Annotated in this window: 13 protein-coding genes and 1 pseudogene; 8 read left to right on the top strand and 6 right to left on the bottom strand. The window is 73.1% G+C overall.

The genetic code is table 11. The features are described 5' to 3' along the window. Nucleotides 1-66 precede the first annotated feature (66 nt). Nucleotides 67-918, bottom strand: a complete 852-nt coding sequence (locus ACIP8W_RS17595; protein ID WP_402203595.1) for a YhjD/YihY/BrkB family envelope integrity protein — start codon at nt 916-918, stop codon at nt 67-69. A gap of 143 nt (nt 919-1,061) precedes the next feature. Next, on the bottom strand, nt 1,062-1,664 hold the full coding sequence (locus ACIP8W_RS17590; RefSeq protein ID WP_402203593.1) for a phosphatase PAP2 family protein: 603 nt from the start codon (nt 1,662-1,664) through the stop codon (nt 1,062-1,064). 112 nt (nt 1,665-1,776) lie between these two features. Between ACIP8W_RS17590 and ACIP8W_RS17585 the strand changes: the two genes are divergently transcribed. Next, on the top strand, nt 1,777-2,148 hold the full coding sequence (locus ACIP8W_RS17585; protein WP_401948052.1) for a BlaI/MecI/CopY family transcriptional regulator: 372 nt from the start codon (nt 1,777-1,779) through the stop codon (nt 2,146-2,148). Continuing rightward, entirely contained in the window at nt 2,145-3,095 is a 951-nt protein-coding gene (locus ACIP8W_RS17580) for a M56 family metallopeptidase (RefSeq protein WP_401948055.1), read from the top strand. The genes ACIP8W_RS17585 and ACIP8W_RS17580 overlap by 4 nt, the downstream gene beginning before the upstream one ends. Nucleotides 3,096-3,232: 137 nt before the next feature. Here ACIP8W_RS17580 and ACIP8W_RS17575 read toward each other — a convergent pair. Continuing rightward, nucleotides 3,233-3,634, bottom strand: a pseudogene (locus ACIP8W_RS17575) (hypothetical protein); the annotation flags it as partial. Between the two features lie 386 nt (nt 3,635-4,020). Between ACIP8W_RS17575 and ACIP8W_RS17570 the strand changes: the two are divergent. Beyond that, nucleotides 4,021-5,106, top strand: a complete 1,086-nt coding sequence (locus ACIP8W_RS17570) for an acyltransferase family protein (protein ID WP_401948057.1) — start codon at nt 4,021-4,023, stop codon at nt 5,104-5,106. Between the two features lie 88 nt (nt 5,107-5,194). Here the strand turns inward: ACIP8W_RS17570 and ACIP8W_RS17565 are convergent, their stop codons facing one another. Then, complete coding sequence (locus tag ACIP8W_RS17565; RefSeq protein WP_401948059.1) at nt 5,195-5,650, bottom strand: tellurite resistance TerB family protein; 456 nt, start codon at nt 5,648-5,650, stop codon at nt 5,195-5,197. Between the two features lie 338 nt (nt 5,651-5,988). Between ACIP8W_RS17565 and ACIP8W_RS17560 the strand changes: the two genes are divergently transcribed. Together ACIP8W_RS17560 and ACIP8W_RS17555 are read left to right on the top strand one after the other, a co-directional pair. Further along, the gene (locus ACIP8W_RS17560; protein WP_401948061.1) at nt 5,989-6,630 is read left to right on the top strand and encodes an alpha/beta hydrolase; all 642 of its coding nucleotides are present in this window, start codon (nt 5,989-5,991) and stop codon (nt 6,628-6,630) included. Nucleotides 6,631-6,721: 91 nt separating this feature from the next. Then, the gene (locus tag ACIP8W_RS17555) at nt 6,722-7,420 is read left to right on the top strand and encodes a dienelactone hydrolase family protein (protein WP_401948064.1); all 699 of its coding nucleotides are present in this window, start codon (nt 6,722-6,724) and stop codon (nt 7,418-7,420) included. A 60-nt stretch (nt 7,421-7,480) separates the two neighbouring features. Here ACIP8W_RS17555 and ACIP8W_RS17550 read toward each other — a convergent pair whose 3' ends face one another. After that, complete coding sequence (locus ACIP8W_RS17550; protein WP_402203590.1) at nt 7,481-8,338, bottom strand: UbiA family prenyltransferase; 858 nt, start codon at nt 8,336-8,338, stop codon at nt 7,481-7,483. A 113-nt stretch (nt 8,339-8,451) separates the two neighbouring features. On the opposite strand from ACIP8W_RS17550, the gene ACIP8W_RS17545 reads away from it, so the two are divergent. The 3 genes from ACIP8W_RS17545 to ACIP8W_RS17535 all read left to right on the top strand — a co-directional run bounded on the left by ACIP8W_RS17545 (nt 8,452) and on the right by ACIP8W_RS17535 (nt 11,158). After that, entirely contained in the window at nt 8,452-9,522 is a 1,071-nt protein-coding gene (locus ACIP8W_RS17545; protein WP_401948069.1) for a type III polyketide synthase, read from the top strand. A 71-nt stretch (nt 9,523-9,593) separates the two neighbouring features. Beyond that, a complete protein-coding gene (locus tag ACIP8W_RS17540) occupies nt 9,594-10,127 on the top strand; it encodes an isoprenylcysteine carboxyl methyltransferase family protein (RefSeq protein WP_402203589.1) in 534 nt (177 codons plus the stop codon). Next, complete coding sequence (locus tag ACIP8W_RS17535) at nt 10,124-11,158, top strand: NAD(P)/FAD-dependent oxidoreductase (RefSeq protein ID WP_402203587.1); 1,035 nt, start codon at nt 10,124-10,126, stop codon at nt 11,156-11,158. The genes ACIP8W_RS17540 and ACIP8W_RS17535 overlap by 4 nt, the downstream gene beginning before the upstream one ends. Nucleotides 11,159-11,168: 10 nt before the next feature. Here ACIP8W_RS17535 and ACIP8W_RS17530 read toward each other — a convergent pair whose 3' ends face one another. Continuing rightward, nucleotides 11,169-12,425 carry a DUF4032 domain-containing protein gene (locus ACIP8W_RS17530; RefSeq protein ID WP_401948078.1) on the bottom strand — a complete coding sequence of 419 codons (1,257 nt, stop codon included), beginning with the start codon at nt 12,423-12,425 and terminating at the stop codon, nt 11,169-11,171. Nucleotides 12,426-12,501: the final 76 nt, after the last annotated feature.

Genomic DNA, 12,501 nt, shown 5'->3' with positions numbered 1-12,501 from the left:
GGGCGCGAGGGTGCGGAGACAGCGACGGCTCGCGCGGGGACGATCACCGTACCCGCACCCGGGGCGTCAGTCACCGGTCCCTGCGGCCTCTTCCGCCGCGGCCTCCTCCTCCAGCCGCCGCCGCAGCCGCAGATGGGTGCGGTGCTCGTGGAAGAGCCGTCCCACCAGCGCCCCGCCGTACACGACGAACCCGACCCCGACCAGCCAGGACTGAAGGACCAGCACCGTGCCGAACGGGCCGTAGGTGACGGCGTTCGAGGCGATCAGCGGGGAGAAGACGACCCGGGAGAACACCCGCAGCCCCAGTAGCCCCAGGGCGATGGCGATGGAGCCGGGCAGCAGCGCCCGCCAGCGGACCCGGCCCGCGAGCAGGATGTACTGGGACCACCAGAAGAAGAGAAGGGTCCCGATCACATCGCCCACGGTGACCAGCGCCTGGAGCGTGGAGTCGGAGGAGACCGTCGTATTGACGAAGAGGACGAGGAAGACGACCAGCACCGCCAGCCACAGCACGTGCCGCCACATCGTGTGCCAGCGCGCCGTCGGCAGCTCCCAGACCCGCTCGTAACCGGTCTGCACCGCGCCCCCGAAGGTCAGCCCGAACGCGGCGAGGGCGGCCAGTCCGAACGCCGTCGTCCGCTGCAACGCCTGGACCGGTCTGCTGAACAGCTGCTGGATCTCCTCCTGCGACGACGCGGACACCCCGAGCCCCTGCCCGAGCCAGCGCGCGAACCCCTGGCCGCTCGCGGGATCGGCCGCCGCGACGAGGATCAGCAGCGGCACCAGGGTCAGAAAGCCGAGCGCGGCGAAACTCATCGACCGGTGCATCAACTCCATCTCGCGGCCGCGGTTCCAGGCGAGCGCGGCGTACGGGACGGACACCCTGCGGCGCAGCTCCAGGAATCGGTGCCCGAACATGACTGTGCCACCTCTCCGGCCTCCGGATACCCGATTTCCAGGACAGTACCCGGCGGGCCCCCGCGGCCCAGGGACCCGCGCCCGTCACGGGTCGAGCGCGTTCACCGCCGGGCGAGCAGCGGGCGCAGCCGGGTCGAGCGCGTTCACCGCCGGGCGAGCAGCGGGCGCAGCCGGGTCGCGCGCAGCCCCTCGGCGCGCGGCGCGGTCCGCCGTACGGCGGCCATCAGCGCCCAGGCCACGGCCGCGCCCACGGCCAGCCCGAGCGCCACATCGTGCGGATAGTGGACCCCGACCCACACCCGGGACGCCGCCATCGCCACGGCGGCGGGCACCGCGACGGCCGCGAGCGCGCGGTCGGTGAACAGCAGCGCCACGGCGGCGGCCGCCGCGATCACCGCGTGATTGCTCGGCAGCGACCAGTCACCCGCCGGGGGGCAGACCTCGACGGTGATCAGGCGCAGCGTCCGGCAGGGCCGCTGCTCCTGGAGGGCCGACTTGAGCCCCGTACTGACGGCGAACGCCAGGAGTACGGCCACGGGCGCGGCCAGCGCCAGCGCCGCCCGCCCCGGGGAGACGGATCTGGCCCGCCACCACGCGGCGAGCAGCAGCGCGCCGAACAGGGCGAGGCCGTACGTCGACCAGGCGGCGACCGCGCTGTCCAGCCGGCCGGGGGAGCGGTGCGCCAGCTCCGTGATGGATCGGTACAGGCCGTCGTCGAACCAGCGCTCGCCACCGGAAACGTTCATGGAGGGGCCGCTCCCATAATGGTCGGCAGGGAGACCCGCGCGACAACTGGCCGACTACAGTGTTGTAGACGGTCTACTTCACTGTAGACGAAGAAAACGGGAGGAGCGTTCCATGGGCGACGAGAGCCTGGAGCGGCGACCGGCCGGCGAGCTGGAGTCCGGTGTGTTGGCTGCCCTCTGGGCCGCGGACGGGCCACTGACCCCCGGCCAGGTCCAGCGCGCGCTCGGAGCGCCGCTCGCCCGCACCACGGTCACCACGATCCTCTCGCGGCTGTACGAGAAGGGCAGCGTCACCCGGGTCAGGGCCGGGCGTGGCTACGCGTACACCCCGACCGAGGACGCGCCGGGCCTGACCGCCCGCCGGATGCACTCCGAGCTGGCCAAGGACGAGGACCGCGGCGCGGTCCTGGCCCGCTTCGTCTCCCAGCTCAACGACGAGGACGAGGCGCTGCTGCGCTCCCTGCTGGACGGTGGGGCCGAATGATCCTCCTCGTCTGGGTGCCGCTGCTGACGCCCTTCCTCGCGGCGCCCGCCGCCCGCCGGGTCGCGGCCGGACTCCCGCCCCGCCGGGCCGTGTGGCTGCTCACCGGCGTCGCGCTGACGCTGGCCGGGAGCAGCTCGGCCGCGCTGGCGCTGCTGGTCGTCCCCGGCGCGTCGTATCTGCCGGCCGTCGCGGTCCTCGGTGAGCTGGTCGAGCCGCTGACGGCGGGGCCGCCCGCCGTCACCATCGCGCTCGCCTCGGTGGCCGGGGCCCTGCTCGCCGGGGTCGTGGGCTCGCTCGGCGCGGCGCTCCGGCGCGACCTGACCTGGCTGCGCCGGGCCGGGGCCGCCCACGGTGGTACGGACGGGGAGCTGGCCGTCGTACGGGACGCCGTGCCGGACGCGTACGCGCTGCCGGGCCGGCCGGGGCGGATCGTCGTCACCACGGGCATGCTGCGCGCCCTGGAGCCCGCCGAACGGGAGGCGCTGTTCGCCCATGAGCGCGCCCATCTGCGCGGCCGCCACCATCTCTTCCTCCTGGCGGCGGAGGCGGCCGCCCGCTGCCACCCCGCCCTGCGCGCTCTGCGCGAGCCCCTCGGCTACGCGCTGGAGCGCGACGCGGACGAGACCGCCGCCGCGGCGGTCGGCGACCGGCGGCTCGCCGCCCGCGCGATCGGCCGGGCCGCGCTGGCCGCCCGCCGCTCCCGTACCGCCGCGCCGGTCAGGCCGGGCTCCGTGCCGGCGGCGACGGCGGGGCCGGTGCCGCGCCGGGTCGCCGCGCTACTGGACGCCGACGCGGCGACGCGGCCCGTCCTGCCGGGGGCCGGACGGCTGGTCGCGGGCGTACTGCTGCTCTGTCTGCTGGTCTCCGGAGCCACGGCGGTCGGGGCGGCCGACGATCTGCACGCGCATATCGAGATCGCCCAGGGGGAGGCGGCCGCGCCGCGATGAGACGGGGCGGCGTCCGGTTCCCGGGCTCAGGAGCGGCCGTACGGCGGTCCGGGGCGCGTGGTGTCGCCATGGTATTCGTGCGCGGCGGGCGAGGAGGTGGCGAGCGCGCGCTCCCAGGAGCCGTCGGCGGCCGGGGCCGGCGTGATCAGGACCGGGAGCGCCCGGTCCATTCTCAGCGCGTCCACCGATTCCGCGAGCAGTTCGTACTCCGTGGTGTCGTCGCGGGTGGCGACGCGGATCAGCCGTCCGGCGGCCAGATGCTCCGCGATCAGGTCCTGATGGGCCACGTCGTCCCGCCAGATCCGGAGCGTCGCCGGTACGTCCGGCACGGTGTCCGCCACGGGCGCGAGCGCCCGGGCCGGGAAGTGCCCGCTCTCGGGGCTCGGATCGAGCCGTTCCGCGATCCAGGTCGCCCGGTCCCGTAACCACCACAGCGCGAGCGCCAGGGTGGGGGCGCGATAGGTGCCCAGGGGGACGCCGATACGCTGTCCGCCGCAGATTCCGTACGCGGTGACATGGCACAGGAATTCATCATGCACGGCCGCTCTCCTTGCGCCGTCCTGTGGGGCCTGATGGCCTGGCCGCAGTGCTTGTGCGTGCTGTCGCAGTGCTGTCGCGCGGTGCAGCGGGGCCGATTGCGCCGACCGGTGCCGCCGGGCTGGCGGAATCGGCGGGGAATGCCCCAACTTCCCACTATGAAGCCTCCGTTGCCCCGTTGTCACCAGGAGGATTCGGCCACTCCGGGACAGTGTTCACCTCCCCGGGGCGGCCGAAACACGCGATGCTCCGCCGAGGTGGCCGGTGACCCGAGTGGAGGGGCGGCGGACTTCGGGGTTAGGGTGCCTCGAATGTTTGCTCTGCTGTTTCCCTCCACGAACTTGCTAAGAGTCGCCGAGCGCACCCCGGGTTCCCTCGGGGAGGCGATGTGACTCAAACCACCGAGAAACTCGCTGATCGGACAAGGGGCACCGACGCCGGACCGGAGGTGCGCGAGTCGGCCGCGGCGCCGGCCAAGAAGCGGGACGCCTTCTTCGACAACGCGAAATATCTGGCGATCGTGCTGGTCGCGATCGGGCACGCCTGGGAGCCGCTGAGGGACGGCAGCCGACTGGTCTCGGCGCTCTATATCGTCGTCTACAGCTTCCACATGCCGGCGTTCATCATCATCTCCGGCTATTTCTCGCGGAGTTTCGACTTCGGCCCCGGCCGGGTGCGCCGGCTGCTCACCGGGATCGCCGTCCCGTACATCGTGTTCGAGGTGACGTACAGCCTCTTCCGCCGATGGGCGGCCGACGATCCGTCGATGCAGATCACCCTGCTGGACCCCTGGTATCTGACCTGGTTCCTGCTCGCGCTGTTCGTCTGGCGGATGACGGTGCCGATCTGGCGGCAGGTCCGCTGGCCCCTCCCGCTCGCGCTGGTGATCGCCGCGCTGGCCACCACCTCACCGGACATCGGGGACGACCTCGATCTCCAGCGGGTGCTTCAGTTCCTGCCGTTCTTCGTGCTGGGGCTCGTGATGAAGCCCGAGCACTTCCAACTGGTACGGCGCAAGGAGGTGCGGATCCTGGCCGTGCCGGTCTTCGTGTGCGCCGTCGGCTTCGCCTACTGGGCGGTCGTCCGGATGAACATGGCGTGGTTCTTCCACCGCAACAGCGCCCAGGAGATGGGCGCGCCCTGGTGGGTCGGGGTCCTGATGTCGTTCGCCCTGTTCGGCTGCTCCCTCGTGCTGACCGCCTGCTTCTTCGCCTGGGTGCCCGGTCGCCGTACGTGGTTCACGGCGCTCGGCGCGGGCACGCTCTGCGGCTATCTGCTGCACGGCTTCCTCGCCCAGAGCGCGGGTATCTGGGGCTGGTACGGCAAGGGCGTGCCGGACGGACCGGCGGGCGCGGTCCTGGTGACGGTCCTCGCCGCCGCGGCCGTGACCCTGCTCTGTACGGCGCCGGTGCGGCGGGTCTTCCGCTTCGCGCTGGAGCCGGAGATGGCCTGGGCCTTCAGGAAGCGGGACTGAGCGGGCGCGTGGGGCGGCGGCCGATGGCCACCGCCCCACACGCGTCCGCCGTGATCAGAGGTCGCATTCGATCAGAGGTCGTGCTCGATCAGAGGTCGAACTCGTGCGGCGGCAGATCCAGCGCGAAGCACGCCTCGCGGACGATGGCCTGCTCCGCCTGGTCGAAGTCCCCGTCGGCGCCGCCGATGACGATGCCGATCTGGACGACCGCCCGCGCCTCCGCGGGCTTCTTCTTGGCCTTCGCGATCTCCTGGAGGACGCTGACCTTGCCGAACGCGAAGTCGGCGGTCAGCTTGTTCAGATAGTCGTCGAAGCGACGCCGGAGGTCGTCCGCCGGGAAGTTCTGCAACACCTCGTTGGTGGCGATCAGAGAGGCGACCCGCTGCCGCTCCACGGGGTCGATGGAGCCGTCCGCCGCCGCGACCAGGGCGCACATCGCCATGCTCGCGTCACGGAAGGCGCCACTCTTCAAGTCGTTCTTCTTCGCCATGAGTTGCGTCTGCATCGTCGCGGCGGATTCCTTGAACCGGTCCCACAGAGCCATTCCGTCATCTCTCCTCAGGTGTCACACAGAGCCACTCCCACAACGCGCGGGAGCGCCGTCGCGTGCCCGGGTGGAGGAATGAGGAATCCGGATGGACAGGGACCGAGGTCGAGCGCGTTTTCGAGTACGTTGAGGAAGACCCGCAGGGTCCCGGCGCTTCGCCATGGCTTCGTCACATATTTCGCCCCGAGCTTCGCCCCATGCAGTGCTTGAATCTTCAATGACAAGGCGTACGCTGCCTGACGGACGCGGCGGGCGGGACCGTGGCGGTGCGCCGCTCGTCCGTCGGCCACGGTCCCGTACACGCTGCCCGTACCTGGTAGAGAGAAGAGCCCGGCATGCCGTACGCAGAACAGAATCCCCTGGTCGTCCGCTGGTCCCGGCCGGAGGACGCCCGGGACGGCACCCCGCTCCTCGTGGCGCTGCACGGTCGTGGCTCGGACGAGCGGACCTTCTCCGAGCTGGCCCCGTACCTGCCCGAGGGCACCACCGTCGCCTTCGTCCGCGCCCCGATCGCGGAGGGCGACGGATACGCCTGGTTCGCCAACCGGGGGATCGGGCGGCCGGTCGCCGAGTCCCTCGCGGACAGCTCCGAGCGGATCTTCGGCTGGCTGGACACCGTGGCCGGGCAGCACAGCTCCGTCGGCCTGCTCGGCTTCTCCGGCGGCATGGCGATGGCCGGCGGGCTGCTGCTGGCCCGGCCGGAACGGTTCGCCTCGGCGGTCCTGCTCTCCGGCACCCTGCCCCTGGACGCCGGACTGCCCGCCGGCCCCGGCAGGCTCGACGGTGTCCGGGTCTTCTGGGGACGCGACGAGGCTGACACGGTCATCCCCTCGGACCTGGTGGCCGGAACCCGCGTGTGGCTGCGCGAGAAGTCCGGCGCCGCGCTGGACGAACGCCTGTACCCGGCGCTGGGCCACGCGATCGGCGCCGGGGAGCTCGACGACATCCGCGCCTTCCTCACCGCCCCGGCCGCCTGACACGCCAGCCCGGGGGGTGGGACAGAACCCGGGTGCGCCGCCTCCGTACCATCCCGATGTCACCGTCAACCGACAACAGTTGGGACCCCCCATGGCCAACGAGCCCACCCCGCAGAACGTGTCCTTCCCGAGCGCGGGCACCACCGCGTACGGCTATCTCGCCGTCCCGCCCGCCGGACACGGCCCCGGCGTCATCGTCATCCAGGAGTGGTGGGGCCTGACCGCCCACATCAAGGACATCACCGACCGCTTCGCGCAGGCGGGCTTCGTGGCGCTCGCCCCGGACCTGTACGGCGGCGAGGTCGCCCACGACTCCGAGGAGGCGCTGCGCATGATGCTCGAACTGCCCACCGCCCGCGGGGTGGAGCTGCTCGAAGGAGCCGTCGGCTATCTGCTGGACCGCCCCGAGACCGACGGCGACACGGTCGGCACCGTCGGCTTCTGCATGGGCGGCGGATTCGTCCTCAGCCTGGCCGCCGAGGACCAGCGGGTCTCCGCCGCCGTCCCGTTCTACGGGGTCAACAAGGACGGCGTGCCCGACTTCTCGCGCCTCAAGGCGCAGATCCTCGGCCACTACGGCGAGCTGGACGACACCGTGCCGCTCGCGGCCCTCGAAGAGCTCAGGACGACCATCGAGTCCCAGTCGGGCACCGCCCCGGTCCTCCACGTCTACCCGGGCGCGGGCCACGCCTTCTTCAACGACGGCCGCTCCGAGGCGTACCACGCGGACTCCGCCGCGCTGGCGTGGGAGCGCACGCTCGCCTTCCTGCGGGAGCAGCTCGCGAGCTGACCCCTCAGGGCCTGTCGGGTTGCCTCCGAGCCGGGCGATCGAAGGTCACCCGACAGGCTCTCAGCCGGACGGCGGTCCCTGGCGCAGCAGCAGTGCCACATCCGCTGCCGCGACCAGGATCGCCGCGAGGAAGGCCGCCCCCGGCCGGTGACGTCCCAGCAGCGCCCCGCCCACGGCGACGGCCAGGGCCAGTGCGACGGCCGCCGCGCCGGGGACGGACGGCCGGCCGAGCGCGAGCAGCACCGTCGCCGCCACCAGCGGGACGGGCAGCAGCAGCCGGACCCCGGCCGGGCCCAGCCGCTGCGGCCAGCCCCGTACCCCGAGGGCCAGATCGCCCCCGATGTCCGGCAGCACATTGCCCAGATGCGCGCCGACCCCGATCAGCGCGGCGGCGGTGACGGTCCACCCGTCGGGCCGGGGCTGCCCCGGCAGCCCGAGCGTCACGAAGGCGGGCAGTGAGGCGAACCCGACGGCGTACGGCAGCCAGGACAGCACCGTCCGCTTCAGCCACAGGTTGTACAGCCAGGCGGCGGACACACCCACCAGATGCACCGTCCCGGCGAGCACCCCGTACGCGAGGGACAGCGGCACACACACCGCCAGCGCGACCAGCGCCGAGATCCGTACGGTACGGGGGAGCAGCGCCCCGGTCGCCACGGGCTTGTCGCTCCGGCCCGCCGCGATGTCCCGCGCCGCGTCCACCGCGTCATTGCTCCAGCCGATGGACAGCTGCCCCGCCAGCACGGCGGCGGTGGCCAGAACACACCCGGGCAAACCCTGCCCGGACGCCCCCGCGACCCCCGAGACCAGCAGGGTCACCACCACGGTGGGCACCGGGTGACAGGCCCTCAGCAGGGCGACCGGCCGGCCCGGCGGAGCCTGTACGGACGTACGTACTGCCTGGTCGATGGCGTCCACGCGCTCATCGTAGGCACGGGCGGGCCGGTGCGGCCGTACAGGCGACTTGGCGTGTGGCGCGGTGGTACGCGGGGAGGGATGCCACGTCCCCCGCCCCCGAACCCGGACCGCAGATGACCCGTATCGCAGCTGTCCACGGAGCCCTGGCTCCCCACCGGCACAGCCAGCACGACATCACGGACATGGTCGCGCGGGCGTGTCTGCCCGAGGGCGCCGACCGCAGGGTGCTGGACCGGCTGCACCGGGGTGCGCGGGTGGCCACCCGGCACACCGCCCTGCCGCTGGACCACTACGCAGGGCTGAAGGACTTCGGCGCGGTCAACGACGCCTTCATCGCCACCGCCGTACCGCTCGGGGCCGAGGCCGTCACCGGCGCGCTGGAGACGGCGGGGCTCTCCCCGCGCGATGTCGACCTGCTGATGTTCACCTCGGTGACCGGCATCGCCGCGCCCTCCGTCGACGCGCGGCTCGCCGGACTCCTCGGGCTGCGCCCCGACGTCAGAAGAGTGCCGGTCTTCGGCCTGGGGTGCGTCGCGGGCGCGGCGGGGATCGCCCGGCTGCACGACTATCTGCTCGGGCGGCCCGACGATGTGGCCGTCCTGCTCTCGGTCGAACTGTGCTCGCTCACCTTCCAGCGCGACGACAGCTCGCCCGCCAACCTCATCGGCACCGCGCTCTTCGGGGACGGTGCGGGCGCCGTCGTCGCCTGCGGCGCCCGGCGCGGGCCGGTCGGCCCCCGCGCGGCCGGCGGGCCCGTCGTCGTCGACACCCGCAGCCATCTCTACCCGGACACCGAACGGGCGCTCGGCTGGGACATCACCGGCTCCGGCTTCCGGCTGGTGCTGGACGCGAGCGTCCCCGACGTCGTACGCAAGAACCTCCCCGCAGAGGTGGACGGATTCCTCGCGGACCACGGCCTGACCCGCCGCGACATCACCGCGTGGGTGTGTCATCCCGGCGGGCCGAAGGTCCTGGAGGCCGTCGAGGAGGCCCTCGACCTGCCGGCCGGGGCCCTCGACCTGACCTGGCGGTCCCTGGCGGCGGTGGGAAACCTGTCGTCGTCCTCGGTCCTCCACGTCCTGCGCGACACCCTCGCCGAGCGGCCCCCGCCGCCCGGCAGCGCGGGACTGCTGCTCGCCATAGGGCCGGGATTCTGCACCGAGCTGGTGCTGCTCCGCTGGTAGTGGCCCGTTTCCGGTAGTGCCCGCTCCGGTAGCGGCCCGTCGAAGAGTCCGCTGGGAGATGAGGCGAAGACATGATCTGGTACACCGCGCTGATCCTCGCGGTCGGCGCCGAACGCTGCGTCGAGCTGGCCGTCGCCCGGCGTAACGCCCGCTGGAGCCTGGAGCGCGGCGCCGTCGAGCACGGCCGGGGGCACTACCCGCCGATGGTCGCCCTGCACACCGCGCTGCTGCTGGGCTGTCTGGTCGAAGCCGGAGCGGCGGACCGGCCCTTCGCCCCGGCGGTCGGCGGGACCATGCTCGCCGTCGTCATGGCCGCGCAGGCGCTGCGCTGGTGGTGCGTGCGCACCCTGGGGCCGCGCTGGAACACCCGGGTGCTGGTGGTGCCGGGGCTGCCGCTGGTGGCGCGCGGACCGTACCGGCTGCTGCGCCATCCCAACTACGTGGCGGTGGTGGCCGAGGGGATCGCCCTGCCGCTCGTGCACGGTGCCTGGATCACCGCGCTGGTGTTCACGGCGCTCAACGCGTGGCTGCTCACGGTCCGGCTGCGCTGCGAGAACCGGGCGCTCGGCCTCGGTGCCCCCGCCGCCCTCGGCGCCCGCCCGTGATCGACCTGATCGTCGTGGGCGGCGGGCCCGCCGGACTCGCCACCGCCGTCCACGCCGCGCTCGCCGGACTGGAGACCGTGGTGATCGAACCGCGCGCCACCCCGGTGGACAAGGCGTGCGGCGAGGGCGTCATGCCCCGTGGCGTACGCGCCCTGACCGCGCTCGGACTCACCCTTCCCGCAGGCCGGCCGCTGCGCGGGATCCGTTACGTCGACGGATCACGGACGGCCGAGGCGCCCTTCGGCGACGGTACGGGGCTCGGCGTACGCCGTACGGAACTGCACAGGGCGCTGGCGCGGCGGGCCGCGGAGGCCGGGGCGCGGTTCGTGACCGGCCGGGTCGGCGCGGTCGAGCAGAGCGCCGACCAGGTGACGGCGGGCGGGCTGCGGGCGCGCTGGCTGGTGGCGGCGGACGGACTCCACTCGCCCGTACGCCGTGGCCTCGGCCTGGACCTGCCCGACCGGCGGCCCCGGCGCTACGGCCAGCGGCGGCACTACCGCGTGCGGCCCTGGACGGACTTCGTGGAGGTGCACTGGCCGTCGTCGCGGGGACACGCCGGGGCGGGCGAGGCGTATGTGACCCCGGTCGCCGACGACCTCGTCGGAGTGGCCGTCCTCAGCACGGTCAGACGCGGCTACGACGACCATCTCGCGGGCTTCCCCCAACTGCTCGCCCGACTGGACGGCGAGCCCGCGACCGCCGTGCGCGGCGCGGGCCCGCTGCGCCAGCGCGTACGGAGCCGGAGCGCGGGCCGGGTGCTGCTCGTGGGCGACGCGGCGGGCTATGTCGACGCGCTCACCGGCGAGGGCGTCGCGCTCGCGCTGGCGTCCGCCGAGGCGGCCGTGCGGTGTCTGCGCGCGGGCCGGCCCCAGGACTACGACCGCCGGTGGCGCGACCTCTCCCGGCGCCACCGGCTGCTGACCGAAGGGCTGCTGCGGATCAGCGGCCGCCCGGCGGGCGCCCGGCTGATCGTGCCCGCGGCGGCCCGGCTGCCCTCCGTCTTCACGGCGGCGGTACGCGCCCTCCAGTAGGCCCCGGCCGTCAGGGGGACAGCTCCGCCGCCGAGTGCGTGGACGACGGCGCCATCGCCTTCACCGTATGCGGCAGCACATGGGCGCTGTAGTCCTCGACCGTCGCGTCGAGCCCCACATCGTGGCCCGCCTCCTCCGACAGGTACCAGCGGTGCTCCAGCACCTCGTGGTAGATCTGCGCCGTGTCCATCTCACCGCGCAGCTCCAGCGGCACGGCCCGTACGGTCGGCCGGAACACATCGCGGACCCAGCGGTGCGCCAGCACCTCCGGCCTGGCCCCCAGCGGATCGCCCGGCGCGTAGTCGTCCTCCCCCGCCATCCAGCTCTCCAGGTCGTTGAGCAGCCGCCGGGCCTGGTTCTCCTCGGCGTCCAGCCCGGTCAGCCGCAGCAGCTGCCGCTGGTGGTGGCCCGCGTCCACCACCTTCGGCAGGAAGGTGACGGTGTCGCCCTGCGGCGAGCGCTTGATCTGCATCTCCGCCACATCGAAGCCCAGATCGTTCAGCCGGCGGATCCGGCGGTCGATGTAGTGCCGCTTGCCCACCGGATACACCGACTCGCGCGTCACCTCGTGCCACAGGTCCTCGTAGCGCCGGACGATCGCCGCGCCGAACGGCACCGGGTCGACGGACGGGTGCAGTGCGCCCGAGGCCTCCAGGTCCATCAGCTCCCCGGCGATGTTCACCCGGGCCAGCTCGATGTCGTAGTCACGCTGTCCCTGGCTCAGGTTCTGCTGGAGCTGTCCGGTCTCGGCGTCCACCAGATAGGCGGCGTACGCGCCCGCGTCCCGCCGGAACAGGACGTTGGACAGGGAGCAGTCGCCCCAGGCGAACCCGGCGAGATGCAGCCGGACCAGCAGCACGGCCAGGGCGTCCATGAGCCGCTTCACGGTGGTGGGGCGCATCGTCGACTCGAACATCGCGCGGTACGGCAGGGACCCCTTGAGGTGCCGGGTGATCAGCGCGGGCTCCAGCGGCAGACCCTCCTGGTCCAGCCGTCCGGTCACCACCGCCACCGGGTCCACGGCGGGGATACCCAGCCGGTGCAGATCGCGCAGCAGCCCGAACTCGCGCACCGCGCCCCGCTCGGATATCTCCTTGATCGCCATCACCTCGGGCCCGGCGGACGCGAAACGCACCACATGGCGCGAGATACCGCGCGGGAGCGCGACGAGACACTCCTCGGGCCACTGGTCGAGCGGGGTGTTCCACGGCAGGTCCAGGAGCACGGCCGGCTGCTCCGGATTGGTCGCGCTGATCTGTAGCGCCATCGTGCCTCCCAGGGGGTGAGCGAAGGGGGTGGTTCGTATACCCGCCCTGGAACAGTGTGCCGGTCGTACGGGACAT

The organism is Streptomyces sp. NPDC088554, assembly GCF_044752945.1.
GTDB lineage: Bacteria > Actinomycetota > Actinomycetes > Streptomycetales > Streptomycetaceae > Streptomyces.
Note: the sequence above shows the minus strand (reverse complement) of the source record. Positions and strands in the feature narration are given on the sequence as shown.